This window comes from Weizmannia sp. CD-2023 (assembly GCF_036225245.1).
Lineage (GTDB): Bacteria > Bacillota > Bacilli > Bacillales > Bacillaceae_C > Weizmannia > Weizmannia faecalis.
The window spans coordinates 1-26,548 of sequence record NZ_JARTJQ010000029.1 but is presented as its reverse complement, the minus strand read 5'-3'; the positions used below and the strand labels follow the sequence as shown (position 1 = coordinate 26,548).

27 protein-coding genes are annotated in these 26,548 nt (G+C 47.7%); 24 read left to right on the top strand and 3 right to left on the bottom strand.

Annotation, left to right across the window (positions count from 1 at the left end):
• The first annotated feature begins 7 nt into the window (after positions 1 to 7).
• The 17 genes from yqfC to P9687_RS03885 all read left to right on the top strand — a co-directional run bounded on the left by yqfC (position 8) and on the right by P9687_RS03885 (position 16,395).
• Positions 8 to 292 carry a sporulation protein YqfC gene (gene yqfC, locus P9687_RS03965; protein WP_014097979.1) on the top strand — a complete coding sequence of 95 codons (285 nt, stop codon included), beginning with the start codon at positions 8 to 10 and terminating at the stop codon, positions 290 to 292.
• A gap of 12 nt (positions 293 to 304) precedes the next feature.
• Positions 305 to 1,498 carry a sporulation protein YqfD gene (gene yqfD / locus P9687_RS03960; RefSeq protein WP_014097980.1) on the top strand — a complete coding sequence of 398 codons (1,194 nt, stop codon included), beginning with the start codon at positions 305 to 307 and terminating at the stop codon, positions 1,496 to 1,498.
• Complete coding sequence (locus tag P9687_RS03955; RefSeq protein ID WP_017550557.1) at positions 1,495 to 2,448, top strand: PhoH family protein; 954 nt, start codon at positions 1,495 to 1,497, stop codon at positions 2,446 to 2,448. Before yqfD ends, P9687_RS03955 begins: the two co-directional genes overlap by 4 nt.
• A 136-nt stretch (positions 2,449 to 2,584) precedes the next feature.
• Positions 2,585 to 4,681, top strand: coding sequence for an HD family phosphohydrolase (locus P9687_RS03950; RefSeq protein WP_014097982.1), 2,097 nt, complete (start codon positions 2,585 to 2,587; stop codon positions 4,679 to 4,681).
• A gap of 34 nt (positions 4,682 to 4,715) precedes the next feature.
• Positions 4,716 to 5,186 carry an rRNA maturation RNase YbeY gene (gene ybeY, locus P9687_RS03945; protein WP_014097983.1) on the top strand — a complete coding sequence of 157 codons (471 nt, stop codon included), beginning with the start codon at positions 4,716 to 4,718 and terminating at the stop codon, positions 5,184 to 5,186.
• Complete coding sequence (locus P9687_RS03940) at positions 5,170 to 5,565, top strand: diacylglycerol kinase family protein (RefSeq protein WP_014097984.1); 396 nt, start codon at positions 5,170 to 5,172, stop codon at positions 5,563 to 5,565. Before ybeY ends, P9687_RS03940 begins: the two co-directional genes overlap by 17 nt.
• A 495-nt stretch (positions 5,566 to 6,060) precedes the next feature.
• Positions 6,061 to 6,969 carry a GTPase Era gene (gene era / locus P9687_RS03935; RefSeq protein ID WP_014097985.1) on the top strand — a complete coding sequence of 303 codons (909 nt, stop codon included), beginning with the start codon at positions 6,061 to 6,063 and terminating at the stop codon, positions 6,967 to 6,969.
• A gap of 118 nt (positions 6,970 to 7,087) precedes the next feature.
• Entirely contained in the window at positions 7,088 to 7,231 is a 144-nt protein-coding gene (locus P9687_RS03930) for a YqzL family protein (protein WP_014097986.1), read from the top strand.
• Between the two features lie 39 nt (positions 7,232 to 7,270).
• On the top strand, positions 7,271 to 8,038 hold the full coding sequence (gene recO / locus P9687_RS03925) for a DNA repair protein RecO (protein WP_017550555.1): 768 nt from the start codon (positions 7,271 to 7,273) through the stop codon (positions 8,036 to 8,038).
• Between the two features lie 236 nt (positions 8,039 to 8,274).
• Positions 8,275 to 8,916, top strand: coding sequence for a helix-turn-helix transcriptional regulator (locus P9687_RS03920; protein ID WP_014097988.1), 642 nt, complete (start codon positions 8,275 to 8,277; stop codon positions 8,914 to 8,916).
• Positions 8,917 to 8,933: 17 nt separating this feature from the next.
• Entirely contained in the window at positions 8,934 to 9,734 is an 801-nt protein-coding gene (locus P9687_RS03915; RefSeq protein ID WP_014097989.1) for a pyruvate, water dikinase regulatory protein, read from the top strand.
• 463 nt (positions 9,735 to 10,197) lie between these two features.
• On the top strand, positions 10,198 to 12,003 hold the full coding sequence (gene dnaG / locus P9687_RS03910; protein WP_014097990.1) for a DNA primase: 1,806 nt from the start codon (positions 10,198 to 10,200) through the stop codon (positions 12,001 to 12,003).
• A 77-nt stretch (positions 12,004 to 12,080) separates the two neighbouring features.
• The gene (gene rpoD, locus P9687_RS03905) at positions 12,081 to 13,214 is read left to right on the top strand and encodes an RNA polymerase sigma factor RpoD (protein ID WP_328228777.1); all 1,134 of its coding nucleotides are present in this window, start codon (positions 12,081 to 12,083) and stop codon (positions 13,212 to 13,214) included.
• A 150-nt stretch (positions 13,215 to 13,364) separates the two neighbouring features.
• Positions 13,365 to 13,901: a hypothetical protein gene (locus tag P9687_RS03900; protein ID WP_017550552.1), complete on the top strand. Its 537-nt coding sequence runs from the start codon at positions 13,365 to 13,367 to the stop codon at positions 13,899 to 13,901.
• Between the two features lie 218 nt (positions 13,902 to 14,119).
• On the top strand, positions 14,120 to 14,491 hold the full coding sequence (cccA, locus tag P9687_RS03895; RefSeq protein WP_017550550.1) for a cytochrome c550: 372 nt from the start codon (positions 14,120 to 14,122) through the stop codon (positions 14,489 to 14,491).
• Between the two features lie 90 nt (positions 14,492 to 14,581).
• Positions 14,582 to 15,280, top strand: coding sequence for a tRNA (adenine(22)-N(1))-methyltransferase (locus tag P9687_RS03890; RefSeq protein ID WP_017550549.1), 699 nt, complete (start codon positions 14,582 to 14,584; stop codon positions 15,278 to 15,280).
• A complete protein-coding gene (locus P9687_RS03885) occupies positions 15,277 to 16,395 on the top strand; it encodes a Nif3-like dinuclear metal center hexameric protein (protein ID WP_014097995.1) in 1,119 nt (372 codons plus the stop codon). The genes P9687_RS03890 and P9687_RS03885 overlap by 4 nt, the downstream gene beginning before the upstream one ends.
• A 265-nt stretch (positions 16,396 to 16,660) precedes the next feature.
• Here the strand turns inward: P9687_RS03885 and P9687_RS03880 are convergent, their stop codons facing one another.
• Positions 16,661 to 17,626 (bottom strand): 4-hydroxy-3-methylbut-2-enyl diphosphate reductase, encoded by a 966-nt coding sequence (locus P9687_RS03880; protein ID WP_014097996.1) that lies wholly within the window; start codon positions 17,624 to 17,626, stop codon positions 16,661 to 16,663.
• Between the two features lie 290 nt (positions 17,627 to 17,916).
• Positions 17,917 to 18,555: a VrrA/YqfQ family protein gene (gene vrrA / locus P9687_RS03875; protein WP_017550547.1), complete on the bottom strand. Its 639-nt coding sequence runs from the start codon at positions 18,553 to 18,555 to the stop codon at positions 17,917 to 17,919.
• A 211-nt stretch (positions 18,556 to 18,766) separates the two neighbouring features.
• On the opposite strand from vrrA, the gene P9687_RS03870 reads away from it, so the two are divergent.
• The 3 genes from P9687_RS03870 to P9687_RS03860 all read left to right on the top strand — a co-directional run bounded on the left by P9687_RS03870 (position 18,767) and on the right by P9687_RS03860 (position 22,626).
• Complete coding sequence (locus tag P9687_RS03870; protein ID WP_014097999.1) at positions 18,767 to 20,077, top strand: DEAD/DEAH box helicase; 1,311 nt, start codon at positions 18,767 to 18,769, stop codon at positions 20,075 to 20,077.
• Between the two features lie 15 nt (positions 20,078 to 20,092).
• The gene (locus tag P9687_RS03865; protein ID WP_014098000.1) at positions 20,093 to 20,992 is read left to right on the top strand and encodes a deoxyribonuclease IV; all 900 of its coding nucleotides are present in this window, start codon (positions 20,093 to 20,095) and stop codon (positions 20,990 to 20,992) included.
• Between the two features lie 263 nt (positions 20,993 to 21,255).
• Positions 21,256 to 22,626 carry a C40 family peptidase gene (locus P9687_RS03860; RefSeq protein ID WP_014098001.1) on the top strand — a complete coding sequence of 457 codons (1,371 nt, stop codon included), beginning with the start codon at positions 21,256 to 21,258 and terminating at the stop codon, positions 22,624 to 22,626.
• A 41-nt stretch (positions 22,627 to 22,667) separates the two neighbouring features.
• On the opposite strand, the gene P9687_RS03855 is transcribed toward P9687_RS03860, so the two are convergent.
• Positions 22,668 to 22,922: a DUF2624 domain-containing protein gene (locus P9687_RS03855; protein WP_014098002.1), complete on the bottom strand. Its 255-nt coding sequence runs from the start codon at positions 22,920 to 22,922 to the stop codon at positions 22,668 to 22,670.
• A 208-nt stretch (positions 22,923 to 23,130) separates the two neighbouring features.
• Here P9687_RS03855 and P9687_RS03850 point away from each other — a divergent pair, with 208 nt between their 5' ends.
• The 4 genes from P9687_RS03850 to ltrA form a co-directional block, all read left to right on the top strand.
• Positions 23,131 to 23,889, top strand: a complete 759-nt coding sequence (locus tag P9687_RS03850; protein ID WP_014098003.1) for a metal ABC transporter ATP-binding protein — start codon at positions 23,131 to 23,133, stop codon at positions 23,887 to 23,889.
• 14 nt (positions 23,890 to 23,903) lie between these two features.
• The gene (locus P9687_RS03845) at positions 23,904 to 24,761 is read left to right on the top strand and encodes a metal ABC transporter permease (protein ID WP_014098004.1); all 858 of its coding nucleotides are present in this window, start codon (positions 23,904 to 23,906) and stop codon (positions 24,759 to 24,761) included.
• Positions 24,762 to 24,763: 2 nt separating this feature from the next.
• Positions 24,764 to 25,195, top strand: a complete 432-nt coding sequence (locus P9687_RS03840; RefSeq protein ID WP_014098005.1) for a Fur family transcriptional regulator — start codon at positions 24,764 to 24,766, stop codon at positions 25,193 to 25,195.
• Between the two features lie 437 nt (positions 25,196 to 25,632).
• Positions 25,633 to 26,548, top strand: a 916-nt coding sequence (gene ltrA / locus P9687_RS03835) for a group II intron reverse transcriptase/maturase (RefSeq protein ID WP_328228867.1), incomplete at its 3' end; no start/stop codon positions are given.

Here is a 26,548-nt window from a genome sequence, read left to right as displayed (position 1 = left end):
TCTTTTTATGGCAAAAAAATGGCGGCAGCATTTGCAAAACTGGATGTTACAAAAAATGGACCTTCCGCAGGATGTCATGATGGACCTTCCGAGAATCACGATGATCGGTCAAATCCATATTTATGTTGAGAACCACCGCGGCCTTTTGACTTTTTCCGATAAAGAAGTCCGGCTGCTTTTAAAAAACGGGCAGCTGTTAATCAAAGGCCGGTCTTTTGTCATCAAAACGATCTTGCCCGAAGAAATTTTACTGGAAGGCAAAATAGATGAAGTGTTGTATTTGAACGGATAGGGGTGGCTATGGTTGAAAAATCATTGGGTAACTTTTTTACAGGGGTCGGTGGCTGTAAAAATTGAGGGAAAAGGGATCGAACGTTTTATCAACCAGCTGACAAGGGCCGGCCTCGCTGTTTGGAATGTCAGGCGGCAGGGCACTATGGCCGTCACGTTCGAATTGCGCCTTTCAGACATTCACCAGCTCAGAAAAGCAGTAAGGGGACAAGATTTGCATGTCCGCTTTTTAAGGGGGCGCGGCGTTCCTTTTTTATGGAAAAGGACGCTGAAAAACGCCGGATTCCTGTTCGGTTTTTTTCTCTTTCTTGCCGTGATCACGGTGCTTTCCAACATGGTTTGGGGCGTGGAGATCAAAGGTGCAACACCAAAAACCGAGCACGAAATCCGCAAACAATTGGACAAACTGGGTATTCAAACAGGGCATTCACAGTTTTTTCTCGATGATATTGAAACCATCCAGCGCAAGCTGACAAACAATCTTCCGGACGTGACATGGGTCGGCGTGGAGCTGCGCGGGACAACCTATCATTTTACCGTTGTGGAGAAAAACATGCCGGAACCGGTGAAACATCCGGGCCCACAGCATCTTGTCGCTTCACAGAAAGCAGTGGTGGAAAATATGTTTGTTGAAAAAGGTAAGCCGGTTGTAAAAATTAACCAGTATGTGAAAAAAGGCCAGCTGCTTGTTTCCGGTGTCATTGGGAATGATAAAGAAAAATACCCTGTGGCAGCCAAAGGGAAAGTATACGGAAAAACGTGGTATAAAACGGCGGTTGAACTTCCGCTTTCCTCTCGTTTTCAAGTCTACACCGGCAATGCAGCCCAAAAATATTATATTGGAATCGGGTCGATGAAGCTGCACGTATGGGGCTTCCGGAACCCCCGTTTTAAACAGTACCGGACATCGGAAGAAGCAGAAAAAGTCAAGTTTTTAAAATGGACATTGCCGATCCGCTTTATTAGGGAAACGGTCCGTGAGAAAGAAGAGCGGGACAGAAATTATACCAAAAAAGAGGCCGAAGCAGAAGCAAAAAAATTAGCAAGGCAGGATTTGCACAAAAAACTGCCAAAAGAAGCAACCGTTACGGATGAATATGTTTTGCAAGAACATGTCCGCAATGGTACATTAAAAATGATGATTTATTATGAAGTAGTAGAAAATATCGCAATCGCAAAACCAATTGCTCAAGGAGACTTAGAATGACAGAAGAAAGTACGGCAAAACTTCAATTGGAGAATACAAACGAAGCAGTGCTTTTATTCGGCATTTCCGACCATCATTTGAAAATGCTTGAGGATGCCTACGGGGTCCACATCCTCACCCGCGGCGAAACGATCCAGGCAAGCGGCAAAGAAGATGCGGCACAAAGGGTGATCGCCGTCATGTCCGAACTGCTTGGTTTGATTAAAAAAGGCATCCCGATCAGCGGGCGCGATGTGCTTTACGCTGTCGAAATGGAAAAAAAGGGCCATCTTGAATATTTGGCAAGCCTGTACGAAGAAGAAATTGCCCGGAATGCGAAAGGGAAAGCGATCCGGATCAAGACATTCGGGCAGCGCGACTATATCCAGGCAATCCGCCATCATGACCTTGTGTTCGGCATCGGCCCGGCCGGAACGGGAAAAACGTATTTGGCCGTTGTCATGGCGGTAAATGCTTTAAAAAATGGCGAAGTAAAACGGATTATTTTAACCCGCCCGGCTGTTGAAGCGGGGGAAAGCCTCGGGTTTTTGCCGGGGGATTTGAAGGAAAAAGTCGATCCGTATTTGCGCCCGCTCTATGATGCATTAAACGATGTGCTCGGCGCGGAGCATACACAGCGCCTGATTGAAAGGGAAACAATCGAAATTGCCCCGCTTGCCTATATGCGCGGGCGCACGCTTGATGATGCGTTCGTCATTCTCGATGAAGCGCAGAATACGACACAGGCACAAATGAAAATGTTTCTAACGCGCCTCGGTTTTCACTCTAAAATGGTGATTACAGGGGACAGAACGCAGATTGACCTGCCAAAAGGCGCGGAATCCGGCCTTTTGACGGCTGAAAGAGTACTGGAGAAAGTCCGCGGCATTTCATTCGTCTATCTGGAAGAAAGTGATGTCGTTCGCCACCCGCTTGTTGCGAAAATTATCGAAGCTTATCAAAACGCATAACCCGGGCCGTGGCACCCGGGTTGTTTTGCCATGCATTTTTTCCAGAAAACTGATATGATGGTACCGTTAAGAGCGATTGCAAAAGGCGGTGTACGAAAAGCAAATGAAAATTCCCGGGCAAATGGGCAGGTTGCGGATGATGTTAAGCTTTAAATGGTTTACATTCGTGATCCTGTTTTTACTGGCCCTTATTTTATTCGGCATTTTTTATCCGAACATCAGGCCACAGACGTATGATATTAAGTTATTTTCAGTTGCGAACAATACGATCCGTTCTCCAAAAACGATCGTCGATGATGAAAAAACAAAAGAAGAAAAACAGCTGGCGGCCGCCAGTGTTGCGAAAGTCTATACGTTTGACAGCGGCCTGGCACAAAACCGGGTTTCGCTGATGGATTCGATTTTTGACGTTGCAGAAGAAGTGAACGCGGAATATAAAAATAAAAAACACGGCGGAAAAAACAGCAGCGGGCTGCAGGAAGAGAAGCTGGCAAAATTGAAGGAAATATTGTCTGAAAATGTGTCCGGCAATGTGACCGGTTCGATTTCCGACACAAGTTTTCGCGCGCTTTTGTCCGCTACCCCGGATGAATTGAAAGCGGCAAGAAACATTGTCGAAACGAATGTCAATGAGGCACTTAGCCAAAAAGTGACAGAAAACAATGCGGCTGAAGCCAAAAGCCGGGTGGCCTCGCAAATCGAAAGGTCGGGGTTAAAAGCGGGTATCCGGAATGCTGCGTCCGAGCTTGGTCAATATGCGATCGTGCCCAATTATGTGTACGATGCAAAGCTGACGGAAAAAAGAAGGCAGCAGGCGAGGGATAACGTTGAACCGGTGAAAATCCTGCAGGGACAGGTTATCGTCCAGGAAGGGCATCTGATCGACCGGGAAACTTACCGCGAACTCCAGCTGCTCGGGCTGTTAAAAAGCAGCGGATCGGTTAAGCCGTATATCGGATTGGCTTTATTTGCCTTTTTTGCATCTGGCGTTTTGTACCTCTATACGAGCCGGATGCGCGCAACGGAAGAAGAAAAGCAAAACCGGCTTGTCATGGCCGGGCTGATTCTTGTCATCGCCCTGGCATTGATGAAGCTGGCGGGTATTTTAACCCATCTTGAGATTCCGGGTATCGAATACGCTTATCCGGCCGCAATGGCGCCGCTGCTCGCTCGGATTTTGCTCAGGGACCGTTCCGCATTTTTGCTTTCAGCCCTGCTTGCCGCTTGTGCGAGCATCGAATTTCATGGCGACATTGCAGATACATTTAACGCCGAGATGGTTGTATACGCGCTTATTACAGGGACAGGGGGCATTTTGCTTTTACCGAAACGGCCGGAGCGCACCCGGTTGTTTCAAACCGGGATTTTTGCAGCGCTATTGAATGTGCTTGCCGTCTGTGTCATCTATTTTTTGAATGCCGGCCAAATCGTAAAAGCGGACTTTTTATATACCCTTTTATTTGCGTTTCTTTCCGGCATTTTGTCCGCTGTGTTCGTGATGGGGCTGCAGCCGTTTTTTGAAGCAGCGTTCGGCATTTTGTCGCCGATCCGCCTTGTGGAGCTGTCCAATCCGAACCACCCGCTTTTGAAAAAGATTTTAACGGAAGCACCGGGCACGTATCACCATAGCCTGATGGTTGCCAATCTTGCCGAAGCGGCTTGTGAAGCGATCGGGGCGAACGGCCTCCTTGCCAGGGTCGGCAGTTATTATCATGATATCGGGAAAACAAAACGGCCCGCATTTTTTATCGAAAACCAGCTGAACGTCCCGAATCCGCATGACCGCCTTTCGCCTGAAACAAGCAGGGACATTATTATTGCCCATGCGAAAGACGGGTCGGAAACATTGAAAAAATATAAGCTGCCGAAAGCCTTTTCGGATATTGCCGAACAACATCACGGCACGACTTTGCTGCAGTATTTTTACCATAAGGCAAAAGCGCAAAACCCGGATGTAAAAGAAGAAGCGTTCCGTTACCCAGGTCCAAAGCCGCAGACGAAAGAAGCGGCTGTCATCAATATTGCGGACAGCGTGGAAGCGGCTGTCCGGTCCATGAACCATCCGACGCCCGATGATATTCAAAATTTAGTCGGCAATATTGTGCAAGGGCGGATCATGGATGGGCAATTTAATGAATGTGACATTACTTTGAAAGAACTGGAGACCGTTAAACGCACGCTTTGCGAGACGCTTAACGGCATCTTTCATTCAAGGATCCAGTATCCGAAATAAGGATCCCGTAAAAATAAGAAAAAGGATGGCTGACATGACATTATCACTCGATATGATGGATGAAACAAATGAGCTTGAAGCGGAGCATCTCGAGCTTGTCCGGACATTGCTCGATTATGCTGCCCGTCAGGAAGGGGTGGAGGACGGCACCGAGTTGTCGGTAACGTTTACGGATAATGAAGGGATCCGCGAAATCAACCGCGATTACCGCGGCAAAGACCAGCCGACCGATGTCATTTCGTTCGCGCTTGAAGAAATGGGGGAAGGGGAGATCGAAATTACTGGTGCAGAAATACCGCGCGTACTCGGGGATATCATTATTTCCGTGCCGCGGGCAAGGGAGCAGGCCGAAGAGTACGGGCACTCGTTTGAAAGGGAACTCGGCTTTTTGGCGGTTCACGGATTTCTTCACCTGCTCGGCTATGACCATATGACAAAAGAAGATGAAACGGAAATGTTCGGGCGCCAAAACGAGATCCTCGATCGCTATGGACTTAAACGATAAAAAAATCCCGAAATACCGCACCCCTTTCCGGCCGGCTGTGGAAGGACTGTTTGCAACCATCCGGCAGGAACGGAATTTCCGTTTTCATCTTCTGGCGGCGTTTTGCGCTTGTTTGCTCGGCTTTTTCTTCTCCCTTTCCAAAACAGAATGGATCGCCATTTTAATTTCCATTTTCGGCGTGATCGCAATGGAGCTGATGAACACAGCAATTGAGCGGGCGGTTGACCTGACTGTCGGGCAGAAATACCACCCGCTTGCCAAGCTTGCGAAAGACGCAGCGGCGGCAGCAGTCCTGATGTGGGCCGTGCTTGCGGCCATTATCGGCTGCATCGTATTTCTTCCAAAATTATGGCATGTATTCCAGGGAGCGGCTTTTTAATGCGGCTTCTTTTTTATGGCCCTCCCCCAAATGTCCTTACCTGCGCGATTTCGGCGTAAAAAAGCAGATGCCCTGCTTCAGCCGGACTGTCGTACAGAAACGGCATACGAGATCTGGTATGTGTAAAATTTTACTCGAAGGGCAGATGAGTGGAAAAAATGGGGAGACACTCTATTATCTAAATGTACACCGTTAAATGAACATCAAGAGAGAGGTCTTCCCATGGATATGCCGCAATTTGAAAGGCACAGGCCGTTGCGCTAAAATAAAGGTAATCACACTACTTGAAAACGGCCATGGCATACTAAGTGACGCTAAAATCAGTGTAAATTCACCACGAGTCGACAATATTTTCACGAACTTTTAAAATATTCAAAAGTGATGAAAAATACATTTTAACTTTCGGGTCTATTTGTAGTAAAATACAGGTAAGGGGAAAAGATATGGAAACAATGGTAAAGCTGCTTTCGGGCACTTATTCAACGGAGGATTTGCATGGAACAACCAACATATAAATCAGGCTTTATTTCTATCATTGGACGCCCGAATGTCGGGAAGTCCACTTTCATCAACCAGGTGGTCGGGCAAAAAATCGCCATCATGAGCGATAAGCCGCAGACAACACGGAATAAGATACAGGGCGTTTACACAGCTGATGACGCACAGATGATTTTTATCGATACACCCGGCATCCATAAACCGAAGCATAAGCTGGGCGATTTCATGGTAAAATCAGCCACGGATACATTAAAAGAAGTGGACCTGATTCTATTTATGGTCAATGCGGAAGAAAAACGCGGCCGCGGGGACGAGTACATTATCGAACTGCTTAAACACGTGCGCACGCCTGTTTTTTTGGTCATCAACAAAATTGACCTCGTTCATCCGGATGATTTGCTTGCCTTCATAGAACAGTACAAAGATTTATACCCGTTCCGTGAAGTGGTCCCGATTTCCGCACTCGGAGGAAACAACGTCAGCCGGCTGCTCGATACCATCAAGGCATATTTGCCGGAAGGGCCGCAGTATTATCCGGCAGACCAGGTGACAGACCATCCGGAACGCTTTATCATTTCGGAACTGATCCGCGAAAAAGCGCTGCAGCTTACAAGAGAAGAAGTGCCGCATTCGATTGCGGTTGTTATTGAAAAAATGGAGCGGGAAGAGAACAAGGATGTCATTCACGTGATGGCGACGATCGTTGTCGAACGGCCGTCCCAAAAAGGGATTATCATCGGCAGGCAGGGAAGCATGCTGAAAGAGATTGGCAAAAGAGCAAGGGCTGATATCGAAAATTTGCTCGGGTCGCAAGTTTATTTGGAATTATGGGTAAAAGTGCAGAAAGATTGGCGGAATAAAATCAGCCAGCTGCGCGATTTCGGTTTCCGGGAAGACGAATATTGATTTTGGCGCCCGCTTCTGGTTGTAAATTTTTACCCCGAATGTTTGCGTGTCCCCTGGTGAAGCTATAAAAGGCTTTTAAAGAAATTTCATGACCTACAACATGAAAGGCGTGGTGAATATGTTAGAATTTACCTGGAAAGTCTTTGCGGATACCGGCAATATTGATACGTACCTGCTTTTTAAGGAACTGGAAAGGGACCGGCGTCAAGACCGGTATGAACGTGAAGAAGATCCGGCAGATGCGGATTTTTCCATTACTTAAGGATAAGCCGTACTGCCTGTCGGGCAAGAGGTGGAGAGGTTGTTTGAAAAATGTGAAGGGATCGTCATTAAAAATACAGACTACGGCGAATCCAATAAAATCCTGCATATTTACACAAAAGAATTTGGGAAGCTAGGCTTTATGGCGCGCGGAGCCAAAAAGCCGAACAGCCGACTGGCGGCGGTTTCCCAGGTTTTTACATATGGGAATTTCCTTTTTCAGCCGTCGCGCGGTCTTGCCACCCTCCAACAGGGAGAGACCGTTTCACCGATGCGCCATATCCGCGAAGATATTTTCAAAACGGCGTATGCTGCCTATGTGGTGGAACTTTTGGGCCGGGCGGTCGAAGATAAAAAAAAGAATCCGTCTTTATTTGAGCTTTTGCTCCGGACGCTCGAATATATCGATGAAGGCTATGACCCGGAAATTATCAGGGACATCTTTGAAATGAAGATGCTGAATGTACTCGGTATGTACCCGGTGATGGACAAATGTGCGGTATGCGGCAACACGGAAGGGCCCTTTGCTTTTTCCATCCGGGAAAACGGCCTTCTTTGCCCCCGCTGTTTTGCGCGCGACCCGTACCGGCTCCCGTTGTCACGGCCTGCGATCCGCCTGCTCCGGCTTTTTTATTTTCTGGACATCAACCGGCTCGGCAGCATTTCTGTTAAAGACTCGACAAAAAAAGAGCTGAGAACGGCGATTTCCATGTACTATGATGAATATACCGGCCTGCAACTGAAAGCCGGCCGGTTTCTTAGCCAGATAGAGTCGCTCGAAAAAAGGCTCGGGCCGGACAATGCATAAGACATCCCCCTATCGAAGAAAAAGGGGGACTTTCCTTGCTGCCCGGGGCCGGATGATGCATCGCACGGCCCGCGGTTCTGCTTTAACTGTTTTTGCCCGGCCGAAAAATCATGACCCGCTATCTGAGTATACGCAGCTGTCTTCCAAAATATCAATGGCATTTTTATGTATCATAGTGGCAGATAAGGACAGATTTCCGTAAATGTGTTATACTATTGTCTTGCATGGTTGTGTGAATGAAGGCGGTGATTACGATCGAATTAACGAAAAGGCAAGAACAGATTCTCGAGATCGTCAAAACGAACGGGCCGATTACAGGCGAGCACATCGCCGAAAAGCTGAATTTAACGAGGGCAACACTCCGGCCGGATCTTGCCATTTTAACAATGGCAGGTTACTTGGATGCACGCCCGCGCGTCGGCTATTTTTATACCGGAAAAACGAGCACGCAGCTTCTTACGGAAAATTTAAAACATATTTACGTAAAAGATTATCAGTCTTTGCCGGTCGTGGTGAACGAGAATATGTCCGTGTACGATGCCATCGTAACGGTTTTTCTTGAAGATGTCGGCACGCTTTATGTCGTCGACAATGCATCCCATCTGATCGGTGTTTTGTCGCGAAAAGATTTGTTGCGGGCAAGCCTTGGAAACAAAGACCTATCGGCATTGCCGGTGCATATCATTATGACAAGAATGCCGAATATTACCTGCTGTAAAAAAGATGATCTTCTGATTGATGTGGCAAAAAAACTGATTGAAAAACAAATTGACTCGGTGCCCGTTGTGAAAGAAACAGAAAGCGGGCTTGAAGTGACCGGGCGGATAACGAAAACGAATATCACGAAAGCGTTCGTTGAACTTGCAGACGGCGATTAAAAAGGAAGTGATCATTTTTGGCAAAACCCCATATTTATATTGTTTCAGACTCGGTCGGAGAGACGGCGGAGCTCGTCACAAAGGCGGCCATCAGCCAGTTTGAAAACCAGGACGCAGAATTAAAACGCTTCCCGTATGTGGAAGATACGATCCATATTGATGAAGTGGTTTCGCTTGCATCCATGAATTTCGGCATGATCGTCTATACGCTTGTGAAGCCGGAAATGCGGAAATACATGAACGACCAAGCCGTAAAACACGGCCTTGCTGCTGTCGATTTAATGGGACCTCTCATGGACCGGCTGCTCGAATTGTATGAATCCAAGCCGCTCTATGAACCGGGGCTCGTCAGAAAATTGGACGAAGCTTATTTTAAAAAGGTGGAAGCGATCGAATTTGCGGTGAAATATGATGACGGCCGGGATCCGCGCGGCATTGTCCGGGCGGATATTGTCCTCATCGGTGTTTCCCGTACGTCCAAAACGCCGCTTTCACAATACCTGGCGCATCACCGCTATAAAGTTGCGAATGTGCCGATTGTGCCGGAAGTGGATCCGCCGGAAGAACTTTTTCGTATTCCTTCCAAAAAATGTATCGGTTTAAAAATTGATCCTGATACATTAAATCATATCCGGAAAGAACGGCTGAAAACACTCGGGCTTGATGGTTCGGCAAGTTATGCGACCATTGAACGCATCAAATACGAACTGGATTATTTTAATCAGGTAGCGGAGCGGCTTGGCTGCAAAGTGATCGATGTCACCAACAAAGCGGTCGAAGAAACGGCAAATATTATTATGGATGAAATGAGAAAGTAAAAGCGGTCAAGGTTCGAGAAGCGCATGCCTTTTTGCGGCATCGGCCGGATGAAAATAAATCCAATTGAAACGGTGGAAGCAGGCTGAAACGGTCTTTGCTTCCACCCGTTTTTTTAAAAATTTTTCTTTTGAAAAAAACGAGGCATATTTTTTTCTGTTTTTCAGTATTTATTTATAGTCAAAATGGAGCAAGTGTACTATAATAAAAAATTGTGATAAAAATGTATGATACGGGTTTAGAGTAAGCTTTTAAGGAATAAACTATTTATGAGTAAATGTCAAGTCTGAATTTGAATAAATTTCGACAGGGCCAAAAAAATTATGGGAAGAAGCGCAAAACATGCAGGATTCTGCGGAGCAATGTAGAATATTTTAGGATGAAAAGAAAAACAGCAAACGAATAAGCATTGCCGTATCCCGGATGAAATGCTGTGAATAAAGGTGGAGCAGAAGGGATTGTTTGATGACAGGGATGATTCCAAATGAAAAAATTGATGAGATCCGCCGGTCTTCCGATATTGTGGAGGTCGTGAGCGAATATGTACAGCTCAAAAAGCAGGGCCGCAATTATTTCGGCCTGTGCCCGTTCCACGGTGAGCATACGCCGTCATTTTCCGTATCCCCAGATAAGCAGATTTTTCACTGCTTTGGATGCGGCGCAGGCGGCAATGTATTTACTTTTCTCATGGATATCGAAGGCATCTCTTTTCAGGAAGCGGCAGAGAAACTGGCACAAAAAGCGCATATCGAGCTTGGCGTCGTTTTACGGCACGAAGAGCAGAAAAACATCGATCCGAAGCGCCGGCAGATGCTGGAAGCGCACGAACTGCTGCAAAAATTATACCACCATTTGCTTTTGCATACAAAAGAAGGAGAACCTGCGCTAAAGTACCTGCGCGGGCGTGGATTTACAGACGAAGCAATCGAAAAGTTCGGGATCGGATATGCGCTGCCTGCCTGGGATTTTGCCGCCAATATGCTACAAAAGCGCGGTTTTCCCCTTTCCGTGCTGGAAGAAAGCGGGCTTGTCATCCGCAATGAAAAGGACGGCAAATATTTCGACCGTTTCAGGGACCGGATTATGTTTCCGATCATGGATGAAAAGGGAAACATGGTCGCATTTGCCGGAAGAGCGGTCCGGAAACAGGAACACCCGAAATATTTAAACAGCCCTGAGACGCCGCTTTTTAATAAAAGCAAGCTGCTTTTTAACCTGAACCGGGCAAGAGGGCCGATCCGCAAAAAACAGCAGGCAGTCATTTTCGAAGGCTATGCGGACGTGATCTCCGCCGACCGGGCTGGCGTTGAAAACGGTATTGCCACAATGGGCACTTCGATTACACCGGAACACGTCCGGATGATAAAAAGGCTCACGGACGGCGTTGTCATTTGCTACGATTCGGACCAGGCCGGCCTCACTGCTGCTTTCCGTGCGGGGAAAATGCTCAGTGAAAACGGCTGTGAAGTGCGGGTTGCGCAAATGCCGGATGGGCTGGACCCTGATGACTACATAAACCAGCATGGCGGAGAAAAGTTCCGCATGGATGTAATAGGGGCCAGCCTGACTTTTATGGCTTTTAAAATGCAATATTTCCGCATGAATAAAAATCTCCAAAATGAAGGAGAAAAGCTGGCGTATATAGAAGAAGTCATTCAGGAAATTGCCAAACTGGAGAATCCGGTGGAGAAAGACCTTTACTTGCGCCAGCTGTCCGAAGAATTTTCGTTGTCTTTGGACGCCCTGAAAGAGCAGGAAAGGCAATACGGTTCCCGTGAAACCGGGACCCGGAAGAGAAGCCGCCCTGCAGAGAATCCGGTGCCTGCACATGAGGAAGCCCGGATGCTCCCTGCCAATATGACTGCAGAGAGAAGGCTGCTTTGGCATATGCTGCGGGACGGGGAAATTGCCTATAAAGTGAAAGATTTCCTTGGCGAAAACAGCTTTTACGGGGATGAACACCAGGCAATTTTTACTTACCTGCTTGGCTGGTACGAAGAAGGGAATCCGCCTGATACGAGCGCTTTCCTGTCTTATTTGCCCGATGCAAAACTGCAGCGGATTGCTGCCGAAATCGAAATGATGACGGTAGGCGGGGAGCTGACGGATGAGGAATTGGAAGATTATGTGCAATATGTGCTAAAACACCAGAAGTTGCTGCGCATTCAGGAAAAACTGAGGGCACAAAAAGATGCCGAACGGCAGAATGATTTCCAAAAAGCGCTGCAATTGGCGGGTGAAATTGTGGCACTGAGAAAGTCTATGACTTGAAATCTCTGCTTTTTATAAATGATCAAGTTGCTGTTGGATCATTGAAAGTGTTGAAATTGTCGGAAGGAGGGGAACATATGGCTGGAAAGTCAGCACGTTCCAAAGAAGTAGAAGAAAGTGAGTTTACAGTAGAAAAAGCAAAAGAGCAACTCGTTGAACGCGGGAAAAAGCGGGGGTTTCTCACTTATGATACCATTTCCGAAAAACTCGGCCATTTTGATTTAACATCCGATCAGATGGATGAATTTTATGAATCGCTCGGTGAACAAGGAATCGATGTGACAGATGACACCAGCGACGAGGATGCCCCTTCCCATCTCGAACTGGAAAAAGAGAATGACGAAGAGTTTGACCTGAATGATTTGAGTGTTCCCCCAGGTGTGAAAATCAATGATCCGGTACGCATGTACTTGAAAGAAATCGGGCGGGTCGACCTTCTTTCCGCAGACGAAGAAATCGAACTGGCCAAAAGAATCGAGCAGGGCGATGAAGAAGCAAAACGCCGGCTCGCTGAAGCCAACTTGCGCCTTGTTGTCAGCATTGCAAAACGGTATGTCGGCCGTGGCATGCAGTTTCTGGATTTGATCCAGGAAGGCAATATGGGCCTCATCAAGGCGGTTGAAAAATTCGATTACAAAAAAGGCTACAAATTCAGCACCTATGCCACATGGTGGATCCGCCAGGCCATCACGCGCGCGATTGCAGACCAGGCACGGACGATCCGGATACCGGTCCATATGGTGGAAACGATCAATAAACTCATCCGTGTGCAACGGTCACTGCTCCAGGATTTGGGCAGGGAACCAACACCGGAAGAAATTGCTGAAGAAATGGATATTTCTCCGGATAAAGTTCGGGAAATCATTAAAATTGCCCAGGAACCGGTTTCACTTGAAACGCCGATTGGCGAAGAAGATGATTCGCATCTTGGAGACTTTATTGAAGACCAGGATGCCACATCACCTTCTGACCATGCCGCTTATGAGCTGCTGAAAGAACAGCTGGAAGATGTGCTTGATACATTGACCGACAGGGAAGAAAATGTGCTCCGCCTCCGGTTCGGGCTTGATGACGGGCGCACTCGGACACTTGAAGAAGTCGGCAAAGTATTCGGTGTCACAAGGGAACGAATCCGGCAAATTGAAGCAAAGGCTTTGCGGAAACTCCGCCATCCAAGCAGGAGCAAACGCCTGAAAGATTTTCTTGAATAAGCCGGAAAAAGAAACAGACATGGCGCTTGTGCATCTGTTTTTACAGGCGCCTTGTTTTTAGTTTACTTCCTCGGGAAGTAAACTTTTTTCTTGCAAAAAAAAGGATTTTCCGCCCGCTTGTCGAATAGGTTACACAGGATGTGTTGAAAAATGGACGATAAGAGAAAACAAATCATTGTCAACGAAATTAAAATGTGGAAAGAGACCAAAATGATTCCACAAGAATACTGCGATTTTCTACTCGCGATCTATACGGAGGGAAATGAGGCCAATACCCGCAAACAAAACGGCGCAGGGAAATCCGTTAAAAAACAAGCCGCGGTTTCTGTTTTCATTCTTGCCCTCATTGCAATCGCTGTATTTGTCATTTATTTTACTGAATTACATTTTATTTTGCAAACGATGATTTTGACAGCTTTTGTCGGATGCTTACTTTTTCTGGGAATTCATTATGCTAATAAAGAAATTTTTTACCCGGTTTTCTTTGTTGGCGCCGCGATTATTTTGCTGCTTCTCAGTGTGTTTTTGAATGAAAAGGTGTTTGGAAATCACCGCTATACTTTATATTTGCTGCTTCTTGTCAACTGCGGGTTGTGGCTTATCGCCGGAAAGGCATACAAGCTGCTGTATTTTACCTTATCGGGGTTTCTCGGCCTCGTCATCTTGCTGGTCTCTATAGTAATATAATGTATAATTTTCAGTTTTCCTGTTGCCCTTTTCCGGCCCGCCTGCAATTGTATCACTTTATTGAATTTTTTGCTGCTTTTATTATAATACAAGATGAAAGCGCATTCAACCGTTATTTTTAAGTGGAAAGGCTTTCTTTCAAAAGAATTTTCAGTTAAAATGGAGGAGATGGGCACGGTAAATACGCTGGAAAAGCGGAAAAACAAGGGGGGAATGTATTGAAAAGAAATCCTGTAATCCCATATGTGCTGATTATGGTATTCGGGCTTGCCCTTATCTTTTTTCTTTCCGTGAAAGGGATCGGGGATGCGAAAGAAGTGGCCAAAGAAAAGGAGCATCCGAAGCAAACCGAAACCGCCTCCTCGGAAAAGTTTGATCCGGAGAGCTTTGCCAAAAAGACTTGCGTGACCTGCCACGGAAATAATTTGCAAGGCGGGGCCGGGCCGAATCTCCACGGCATTGGTAAGAAATTGTCCAAAGATAAGATTAAAGATGTACTCAGGAACGGCACGAGCGGTGGCATGCCAGCCGGACTTGTCGAAGAAGACCATATTGATGAAATGGCGGACTGGGTATCAAAATTAAAATAATGGGCAGGTTCACCGTACGGGGGGCATCCCCCTTTTTTTTATGACAAAAAGTGGCTACAATAGAGGTATCAGATGTAAAGTGGTGAAGAAATGAACAGCGGGAAACTTTCAAGAAGGCTTGAATCGGTGGCGGCTTTTATTCCGGCCGGCACTGTATTGGCAGATATCGGGTCTGACCACGCTTATTTGCCCGTTTTTTGCGTGAAGGGCGGTAGCGTCACAGCGGCGGTGGCCGGGGAAGTGGCGGAAGGGCCGTACCATTCGGCGCAAAAGCAAGTGGAAAAAGCAGGGCTGACCGGAAAAATCAGCGTCCGGAAAGGAGACGGGCTTGAGATCTTGGCTCCGGGCGAAGCGGGATGCATTACAATTGCCGGGATGGGCGGCGCATTAATCGCCTCTATCCTCGATCGCGGAAAAGCAAAACTAAACGGCAAAGAAACGCTCATCCTGCAGCCGAATACCGGGTCGCACATTGTCCGCGGATGGCTGGCGGAAAACGGATGGGCCATCACAGGAGAAGACATTCTCGAGGAAGACGGGAAAATATACGAAATTATTGCGGCAGAATACGCGGGCCGCCATGTGGTGCTCACGGAAGCGGAACGCCTGATGGGCCCGGTTTTAATCAAAAACCAAAATGAAGCTTTCCGGAAAAAATGGCGTAATGAAATCGAAAAATGGCAATCCGTGCTCAGCCATCTGGAGCAGGCAGACGCAAGCCCGGAAATTGAAGAAAAAAAGCGTGTATATCGCCATTTGATTGCTTTGGCAGAGGAGGTTTTAACATGAAGCATGCGAACGGGCATGATGTCATCCAGCTATTTGAGCAGTTCGCACCGAAAAAGTTTGCAATGGACGGGGATCCGGTCGGGCTCCAAATCGGGCAGTTAAACGGGCCGGTGAAAAATGTGCTGGTGGCGCTTGATGTGTTGGAAGATGTGGTGGACGAAGCGATCGAAAAGGATGTCCAGCTGATTATCGCCCACCATCCTTCCGTTTACCGGCCGTTAAAAAACATGGCGACAGATACCCCCCAGGGCCGGCTGATTGAAAAATGCATCCGCCACGGGATTGCTGTCTATGCCGCCCATACGAACCTTGATATCGCAGAAGGGGGTGTAAACGATTTGCTGGCGGAGGCGCTCGGGCTCCGCGATACGGAAGTATTATCGCCTCTTTATGAAGACAAATTGAGGAAACTGGTTGTTTTTGTCCCGGTATCCCATGAAGAAGCCGTAAGAACGGCGCTTGGAAATGCCGGTGCGGGGGCGATCGGGAATTATAGCCATTGTTCTTTCTCTGCCCGCGGTACCGGCCGTTTTCTGCCGGGGGAAGGGACAAACCCGTTCCTCGGGGAAGCGGGAAAGCTCGAAGCAGCAGATGAAACAAGGATTGAAACGATTTATCCCGTGTCGATTGAAAAACAGGTGCTTTCTGCGATGCTTGAGGCGCACCCGTATGAAGAGGTTGCCTATGATATTTATCGGGTCTTAAATGAAGGCCGGAAGTATGGGCTCGGCCGGATCGGCGAAATCGAACGGGAAATGGCACTGCGGGAATTTGCGGAACATGTTAAAAAAGCGCTCGAAGTTCCGGCATTGCGCGTCGTCGGAAATCTCGACGAAAAAGTGAAAAAAGTAGCTGTTCTCGGCGGAGACGGCAACAAATATTTTGCTGAGGCAAAAAAGGCGGGGGCCGATGTGTTCGTCACCGGGGATTTTTATTACCATAACGCCCACGATGCACTGGCGCTCGGGCTGAATGTTGTAGACCCCGGACATAACGTGGAGAAGGTGATGAAAAAAGGGGTCGCGGCTTATATGCAGAAAGCATGCAGGGAGCATCAGCTCGATGTCCGCTTTATTGCATCCGAAGTGAACACAGACCCGTTTCAGTTTCTTTAAAAAACGCCCGGGCCGCTCGAAGTAGGGAAAAAGACGGCCTTTTTTAACCCGGGTCCCGTTATCCTAAAAAGATTGCGATAGCTCATTTTCCTTCTTTTGGACGGGGCCCCGTTGCATCTCGTATGGACTAAAAATACACACCAATTGATTTTCATGATGCTGCATTTTTTCCAGCATGGATGATGAAAGGCAAAAGGGCGGAGTCCGGTGGGGATCCGCCCTTTTGCTTATATTCCATTCCGGCCGGAAGCGTTTCAACCAGGTTTCAAGCTTTTTGGCCGGAAGAACGGTGCGGCGCTTTCACTTTCGGCAAAATTTTGGTTAACGGTACGTTCCGCTTTCGTTCCCAGGTTGATTCGTCTTCCGGGTCAAATTTTTCAAGAAATGCTATGACTTCACGTACGATCGGCGTCGGTGTTGATGCCCCTGCCGTTACGGCAACTTTTTGTACACCTTCAAGCCACGCCAGCTCAATTTCTTCGACATCGGCAATCCGGTATGCTTTCGTGCCGGCAATTTCTTCTGATACTTGGGCGAGGCGGTTTGAATTGTTGCTGCGCGGGTCGCCGACTACAAGCAGCAAATCAGCCTCCCCGGCCTGCCTGGCAACGGCTTCCTGGCGAATTTGCGTCGCATGGCAAATTTCATTGTACGTTTCTGCATGCGGATATTTCTTTTGGATAAGTTCCATTAAATCCGCCACGTCCCATTGGCTCATCGTCGTCTGGTTTGTTACAATGATTTTATCATTGCGGATATCGAGGGCTTTAACGTCTGCTTCCGTTTCGACGAGATGGACAATCGCAGGTGCGACACCGGCTGCCCCCTCGGGTTCCGGATGGCCTTTTTTACCGATATAAATCACATCATAGCCTTCTTTTTCTTTTTCACGGATTAAATCATGGGTTTTCGTTACATCCGGGCATGTGGCATCAATGGCCGTCAAGCCTTTTTTCCGGGCAAGTTCGCGCACTTCGGGGGAGACGCCGTGCGCGGTAAAAATAACGGTGCCTTTCTCCACCTTTTCGAGAATTTCTTTGCGGTTTTTGCCGTCGAGCGTAAGGATCCCGTCTTCTTTAAAGGCATCAGTCACATGCTGGTTGTGGACGATCATGCCAAGAATATAGATGGGACGCGGCAAAGTTTTATCCATTGCGGCGTTGCGGGCAATGACCATTGCGTCAACAACGCCGTAGCAGTAACCCCGGGGGGAAATTTTCAGCACTTCCATCGCGATCCTCCTAACAGGGTGCCGGAACACCGGCATCCGGGCTGGGAAATGAGTCTATTACATTTGTATTATATCGGAATGCGGCAAAGAATACAAAACGGGTTTTTGCACAGCCGGCCGTGCCCGAAATATGGCGCGCTCCCGGAAGGATGGAAAAGCAGAGGCTAATGCCAGCTTTTAATAGAACGAACCGTCTATACGCGGGTGCAAACTTTTGGTGCGCCAGATACCGAATGGTTCCCGGCCACAGAAAAAACCGTCTGCACACGGGTACAAACGGTTTTGGCGCCTTAAATAAACAATTTCGGCACGGAGACTCCTTTTTCCGGGCGTTTTTCGTCATTTTTGCTTTCTGCGGCTTGAGATGCGGGACGCTCCGCTTGCCGGTTGCTTTTTTTCTCTTTTGCTGGCGCAGGTTTTTTGTCTTTGCTGCTTAATTCGCGATTTTCCTGCTCATCCTGCTCATCCTCATTCGGGGCATTTTTCAGGCCGCGGTACAGTTTCCACATCGCTGGCAGATTTTTGACGAGCGGGCCGACCTGCTGAATCTGCTGGATCATCGGGCCGACCTGCTGCGCGGTTTTTAAGACATTTTGTGTATTGTTTAAAAACGAACTGATCGAAGAAGGATTTGCGATGGATTTGAAAAGCGATCCGCCTCCCCCGGCGGCACCCCGCTGGAAGGCAGCTGCCGGGTTGGCGGCTGCGCTTTGTCCGCCCCTTTGGAACAGTCTGGATAAAAGCCCTCCGCCCCGTCCTGCAGTTGCGCCTGCTCTACCCGGAAATCCCGGCATTTGCCCTCCGGCTCTGAATTGCCCGGGCATGCCCGGCCCGCCCAGGCGGTTCCCGGCAAACGGATTTCGCTGCATTCCGCCGAACGGGGACGGACTTTGCCGGCCGAAAAAGGGCGACATATTTCTTGGCGGCATCCATTTGACCCCCTTTCTGTTTGGCTTTTTCGTTCAATATTACAATATGCAGGCCAAACGGAAACGTCTGGCATGCAAAAAAAGTTTCTTTCTGCCTGTAAACGGCACAAAAATTTCCATTTGCATACGGGGGCATGCGGAAATTGGCATTTTTCGCGGATGTCGATTATAATAACAAGACGTTCTGCTGCATGAGAAAAGGAGTGGAAACATGAACGGAACAAAATGGGAAGATTTCGGTTTTAAATCATTTATCGAAAAAGCGATCGAACATAAAGGCTTTGCCGAACCGACGGAAATACAGCGAAAAATGATTCCGCTTGTTTTGCGGGGGGAAAGCGCTATCGGACAGTCGCAGACGGGAACGGGGAAAACACATGCTTATGTGTTGCCGCTTTTGCAAAAAGCAGACCCGTCTCTTGCGGAAGTCCAGGCGGTGATTACGGCCCCGACGCGGGAACTGGCGGCACAGATATACCATGAAATCCAGGAAATTTTAAAATGGGAAGAAACAGGCCGTCTTACCGCTAAACTATTTATCGGCGGGACGGACAAGCAGCGGGATATCAGCAAACTGAAAAAACAACCGCAAATTGTAGTTGGCACACCGGGCAGGGTAAATGATCTTGTGAAAGAACAGGCGTTATTTGTCCATACAGCGAAAACGTTTGTTGTCGATGAAGCGGATATTATGCTCGATATGGGCTTTATCGTGGATGTCGACCAAATCGCGGGGAGGATGTCTGAAAAACTGCAAATGCTCGTGTTTTCGGCAACCATTCCCGAAAAATTAAAGCCGTTTTTAAAAAAGTACATGGAAAATCCGAAATTCGAGCAGGTAGCGCCGCGCCAAATCGCAGCGAAAAAAATTGAACATATTTTGATCCCAAAACGCGCGCGGGAGAAAATGGACGTGTTGCATGATGTCCTCGAGGCGTTTAACCCGTACTTGGCGATTGTATTTGCAAACACAAAAGCGATGGTGGATGAAATTGCAGCAGGGCTCTCAGCAAAAGGGATGAAAACGGCCCGCATCCACGGAGACCTCTCGCCGCGGGAACGGGCGAAAACGATGAAACAAATCAAAAACCTGGAATACCGGTACATCATTGCCACTGATTTGGCCGCGCGCGGGATTGATATCGAAGGGGTCAGCCATGTTGTAAACTACGAGCTGCCAAAAGATTTAACGTTTTACGTCCATCGCGCCGGCAGAACGGCCCGCGCCGATCTGTCGGGCATATGCGCGACCATTTACGAACCTTCCGATGAGTTTGCCCTCACCCAGCTTGAGAAAATGGGGATTGCATTTCTCTACCGCGATGTGCGCCGCGGCGAATGGGTGGAACTGGGCGATCGGAACCGCCGCAAAAAGCGGGTAAAAAAGGCGGATCAAACGGAGACTGCGGCGAGAAAGGCAATCGGCAGGCCGAAAAAAGTGAAGCCGGGCTACAAAAAGAAAATGGAACGGCAGATCGAAATGCTGAAAAAACGGCAAAGGAAATTGCAAAAACGGAAATAAAAGGGGAGAAACAGCATGCTTAAAATTGGTTCACATGTCTCGATGAGCGGCAAAAAAATGCTGCTTGCGTCAAGTGAAGAGGCGGTTTCATACGGCGCCAACACATTCATGATTTATACGGGCGCACCGCAAAATACAAGGCGGAAGAAAATTGAGGACTTGAACATTGAAGCCGGCCTTGCCCATATGAAAGAACATGGCATAGAGGAGATTGTCGTCCATGCGCCGTATATCATCAATATCGGCAACACAACAAATCCTGCGACATTTGAACTCGGTGTCCGTTTTTTGCGGTCGGAAATTGAGCGGACGGAGGCGATCGGAGCGAAGCAGATCGTTTTGCACCCGGGCGCCCATGTTGGTGCAGGGCCGGAAAAAGCGATCAAGAAAATCATTGAAGGGCTGAATGAGGTGCTTGTTCCGGAGCAAACCGTCCAGATTGCGCTTGAAACGATGGCCGGCAAAGGATCCGAATGCGGCAGGACGTTTGAGGAACTGGCGGAAATTATAGACGGCGTCAAATACAATGACAAGCTTTCCGTTTGCTTTGATACTTGCCATACCCATGATGCCGGCTATGATGTGAAAAACCGGTTTGATGAAGTGCTGGATGAATTTGACCGGATCATCGGCATTGGCCGCCTGAAAGTATTGCATGTCAATGACAGCAAAAATGAAGCCGGCTCGCACAAAGACCGGCATGAGAATATCGGGTTTGGCCATATCGGATTTGAAGCCCTTGACTATATCGTGCATCACCCGGCGCTTTCTGACATCCCGAAAATTTTGGAAACCCCTTATGTCGGCGAAGACAAAAAGAACCGCAAGCCGCCGTACAAATACGAAATTGCCATGCTTAGAAACAGGAAATTTGACGAAAATCTGCTGGCCAAAATTGTGGAGCAGCCCGCTTGAATCCCGGTCAGGTTTTAAAGCCGCTGAAACAAAACGGTGAGACACTACATTCTTAGTGTCTCATCGTTTTTTGCATCTGGACAGTTTCAGTGGTTTTCGTTTGGCCGGGATTTTTTAAAAATAAACCTCCATTTGCAAAATGAAATATAACTGTAATCTATTTATCAAACCATCAATGCTATAATCAGAAATATCAATAGATTAATAGAACGGAATCTACACATAATGAGAAAAAGCCGATACATAGCAATGGAGGCGTTAAGGTGAATAGGAAGTTTTTGTCGTTAACCGCTGCTGCAGTGATCGCAGGCAGCGCTTTCGTCCCGCTTAGCAAAGCAAATGCAGAAACCGCTGTCAAGAGCATTCAAAACGAGGAGTCGGCCGTTAAGGAAAGCATTTCCGGCAAGCAAAACGAGATTGCGAAGATCGCAGAAAACGCGAAGCAGCTTCAGTCGGATATGGAAAAAATTTCGGCTAAGATCCGCCAAACCAATCAGAAAATCAGTGAAAAAACGCAAGAAGTGTCAGAGACGAAAGACGAGGTCGCATCGTTAAATGAAAAAATGAAAGAAACGCAAAAAAGAATAGAAGAGCGCAACAACGTGCTTGCCCGGCGTGCGCGTGACATTCAACAAAAAGGCGGAGCGGATAGTTATCTGAATGTGCTGCTTGAATCCAGCAGCCTGAGCGATTTTGTCAGCCGAGCGCAAGCGTTAACAACGTTTGTCCAAGCAGACCGCGCCATTTTAAAAGCGCAGGAAAAAGACAACAAAACATTAAATACAGCAAAAGCTGAAGTGGAAAAGAAGCTTCAGAAAGTGCAGTCGGATTTAGCTGAGCTTGAGGAGTTGAAAGAAGCAAACAAATACCAGCTTGCGGACCAGAAAAGCTTAGAAGCGGCGCTGAAGGAGCAAAAACAAGCTGCTGCAGCTGAATTGGCGAAGCTGAAAGACAAGGAAGCTTCCTTAAACGCGCAGGAAAAAGCAGCGCTCGCTGAACTGGAAAGCAAAGAGACCGAGACCGCACCATCTGCTACTGCTGCAAAATCTTCCGCGCCTCAGGAATCGAAGCAGGATGATTCCGCCTCTACCGGCACGAGCACCGGAAGAGACGATTCAAATGGAGAAACTGCGGCACATACACAGAAGGAAAAGACAAAGTCCGGATCCCGCGCAAAACATGTGGCGCGCGTACCTTCCTTTTCTGATGACGGCAGCGCTTCAAACAACGGTTCCGGAACGGTTGAAAAAGCGATCAGCGCCGGTTCAGCTTTAATCGGGCACACTTCCTATAAAATGGGCGGCGGAAGAACGAAAAGCGACATTGCAAACGGGCTTTTTGACTGCTCCTCATTTGTTCATTGGGCCTACGCACAGGCAGGCGTGAACCTGGGTGGCTCCGGTGCGAATACGGATACGCTTGCAGGGCTTGGGCAAGCGGTCAGTGCTTCGCATATGAAACGGGGAGACCTGGTCTTTTTCAATACTTATAAGTACAACGGCCATGTGGGCATTTACCTGGGCGGCGGCAAATTTCTCGATTGCAATAGTTCAGATGGCGTTTCCATCGACACCATGAGCAGCGGTTACTGGAAACAGTGCTTTAATGGCGTTGTCAGGCGCGTAGTGAAATAAGGAAGAACCGGCCGAAAAGCTTTTTCCGGCCGGTTCTTTTTCTATTTTGCCAATAAGACAAACACCCGGTTGATTTCTTTTGCGGTGAGCGGGCTTGTAATTTTTGCAATGTCTTTCAGTGCTTTGCTGCGGGCCTCGTCATCAAAGATGTCCAACTGTTTTCCCCGCACATAATCCGCGATTTTTTCCGCATCTTCGCGGCTGATTTTCACGTTAAACTGCCGCGCGTATTTAAAAAGTTCCGCGCCGGTAATGATATTCACCTTATAATTGACCATATTTTGAATCAGTTTCAATATCCATCACTCTCCCCGCTTCATGTATATGCGGGCCGGGAAGAAATGTTTCAGATGCTTATGGAAGGGGATATTGCCGCGGAGGAAGAAAAGCGATAAGAAGGCGGCAATTACCGGCATTTCCACGTGAACCCCTCCGCGCTTTACAATCTTTCGGAAAGAAGGTATAATGTTTAAATCGGAATGATTCTGATTGAGGAGTTTGCGTATGGAAGAATATGTTGTAGAAGTTTCTGGCCTCTCTTTCCGTTATGACCGGCAGAATGTGCTGGAACAGATCGATTTAAACATACCAAAGGGAGCGTTTCTCGGCATCATTGGCCCGAACGGTTCCGGAAAATCAACCCTGCTAAAGCTCATGCTCGGGCTGTTAAAACCGCAGGAAGGGGAAATCCGCCTTTTCGGCACGCCGCTCAGCCGCTTTAAAGACTGGAGCCGGATCGGTTTTGTCTCGCAAAAAGCCAATGCATTTAATACTGGTTATCCTGCGACCGTTTTAGAAGTGGTCGAAAGCGGCCTGGTGAAAAAAACCGGCCTGTTCCGTTTCCTTGGCCCCGGCGCCAGAAAAGAAGCAATGGAAGCGATCCGCTCAGTCGGGATGGAGGCGTACGCCCATCAAAATATTGGCGAGCTAAGTGGCGGCCAGCAGCAGCGTGTGTTTATCGCGCGGGCCATTGTCAGCAAGCCGGAGATTTTGATGCTGGATGAGCCGACAGTTGGTGTGGACCAGCGCCATGTCCGGTCTTTTTACGAAATGCTGGAGCAGCTGAACAGGGAATGGGGCATTACCCTGATTCTTGTCACACATGATATCGGCGCCGTTTCCGACAAAGTGACGCATGTTGCATGCTTGAACCAGCATTTATATTTCCATGGCGACATCCACGCGTTTCAGCAGTTGGATGAAGAAAAACGTTCATCCTGGTATGCCCACGATGTCCGGTTGCTGGCGCATGAACATGGGTGAGAAGGAGAAACCGAATGATTGCTGCACTTTTTCATTATCATTTTTTACAAAATACATTTTTGGCCGGCATTTTAATCGGCCTGATTGCCCCTTTGATCGGTAGTTTTATTGTCGTACGCCGTTTGTCGCTGATTGCGGATGCGCTCAGCCATGTCACATTGTCCGGGATTGCGATCAGCCTGTTTTTAAGCAGCAAGCTTTCTATTCTTGCCGGGTTGAACCCGCTTTATATTGGCACCGGCTTTTCCGTGCTCGGATCCGTGCTGATCGAGCGGTTGCGCGGGGTTTACCGGCATTATGAAGAACTTGCGATTCCGATTATCATGTCGGGCGGGATTGGCATCGGGCTGATCTTTATTTCTGTGGCCGGAGGGTATAATGTAGATTTGATGAATTACCTGTTCGGCAGCGTAAGCGCGGTAAGCCAGGCTGATCTTTGGCTCATTCTGGGGATTGCCGTCATTGTGGCGGCTGTGATCCTTTTGCTGTATAAGGAACTTTTCCTGCTTTCTTTTGATGAAGAATATGCAAAAGTGTCCGGTATTCCTGCGAAAACGATCCATTTGCTGTTTATGGTGCTGATTGCGCTTGTGATTTCGGCTGCGATGCGGATCGTGGGGATTATGCTTGTATCCGCGCTGATTACGCTCCCGGTAGCGGCCAGCATCCGCATCAGCCGGGGATTTAAACAGACCATTTTGTTTTCCGTTCTTTTTGGCGAAATTTCCGTTTTGGGCGGGCTGGTTACGGCATTTTATCTGAATTTGCCGCCCGGTGGTACAATTGTGGTGATTTCCATCGTCATTTTGCTTTTGGCGGTTTATATGAAACGATTCCGGCCCGGTGCCGGTTTGAACAAAAAGAAGGTGTGAACATGCTTTTGGATGAGGCAATTGAAATCTTGAAGGAAAACGGCTATAAGCATACAGGAAAAAGGGAAAAAATGCTCGATTTGTTTTCGGAGAGCAATAAGTATTTGACGGCAAAAGACGTGCTCGAATGGATGAAAGATGCGTATCCGGGCCTCAGTTTTGATACGATCTACAGGAATTTATCGCTTTTTGCTGAACTTGGCATACTGGAAGTGACAGAGCTGTCCGGTGAAAAGCATTTCCGTTTCAAATGCTCGACAAACCACCACCATCACCATTTTATTTGCCTGGCGTGCGGGAAGACGAAAGAAATCCCGGATTGCCCGATGCCAATGGTGAGCGGTTTGGAAGGGTATGCCATTTCCGGCCATAAGTTTGAAATTTACGGCACGTGCCCGGAATGCATGGCAGATGAAACGCGGCAAAATATTTAACAAACCCTGCTTCCGGCAGGGTTTGTTTTTGCTAGTGCGCCGTGCATGGCGATTCGCTAGGCGGTGTAAGTCCGCTATGGGGGTAGGTAGCGACCAACCATTAGCCAAGAGCAAGGGTGTCCATCGTGAGATGGAATCTGAAGGAAGCTGGAGGCAAAATTCTGACCCGAGGAACACGAACATCATTAGGCGTACTCTCACAGGGTAAGGCTGCTGAACAAGTCAAAGCCCAAAAGCTATCCGGATGTGGAAACGTAAATGGTGCGGGTACATGGAATGAAAGTGAATCACCTTACCACGGGAGGTCTCACGGACAGGTGGAAACAGAGTATGAAACCTGGTTGAAACAAGATTTGCCGTGAGAAGTCAGCAGAAGCCATAGTACGGAGATGCCTGGAGCATCGAAGGAAGGGCTGAACTAAAGGAAGTGGAAGTCAATGAAAGTTACCGAAGAAACGAACAAATGCAGAAAACAGGAAGAAACCTGCTGTCAAAAAGATACTGCGGAACAGGAAGGATATGACAGAGGGCATAGTTTCAAGAGGATAACTGAAAACAACACCACTAACACCAACAGACAGAACGAATGGATGCTCGAACGAATCCTTTCAAGTAATAACCTGCACCGTGCCTATAAAAAGGTAAAGAAAAACAAAGGTGCGGGCGGTGTCGATGGAATGAAAACAGGTGAACTTTTGGCATACCTAACTGAACATCAGAGGGAACTCGTCCTCTCCATTCGAAATGGGACATACAAGCCCCAACCCGTTAGAAGGGTAGAAATACCAAAAGACAACGGGAAAACAAGGAAACTTGGAATACCAACGGTAGTAGACCGAGTCATCCAACAAGCCATTTCGCAGGTCCTAGTCCCTATATATGAAAGAAAGTTCTCAGACAATAGCTATGGTTTCCGACCACATAGAAGTACAAATCAGGCACTTCTCAAGTGCCAAAAGAATGTAAATGAAGGATACCAGTATGTAGTAGACCTGGACTTAGAACAGTACTTTGACACGGTAAACCATAGTAAGCTTATCCAGATATTGAGTGAAACAATTCACGACGGACGTGTAATCTCCTTAATCCATAAATTCCTAAATGCAGGTGTTATGATCAAAGGAATAAGGACAACAAATGATTTCGGTGTTCCACAAGGAGGACCACTAAGTCCGCTTCTTGCCAATGTAATGTTAAACGAATTGGATAAAGAAATGGAAGCAAGAAATCACCGATTTGTCCGTTACGCTGATGATGTGATCATATTCTGTAAAAGCCGAAGAAGCTGCGAAAGAACATACCATAACATTCTCCCATTCATTGAGAGGAAATTGCTGTTTCTGACATCCAAAA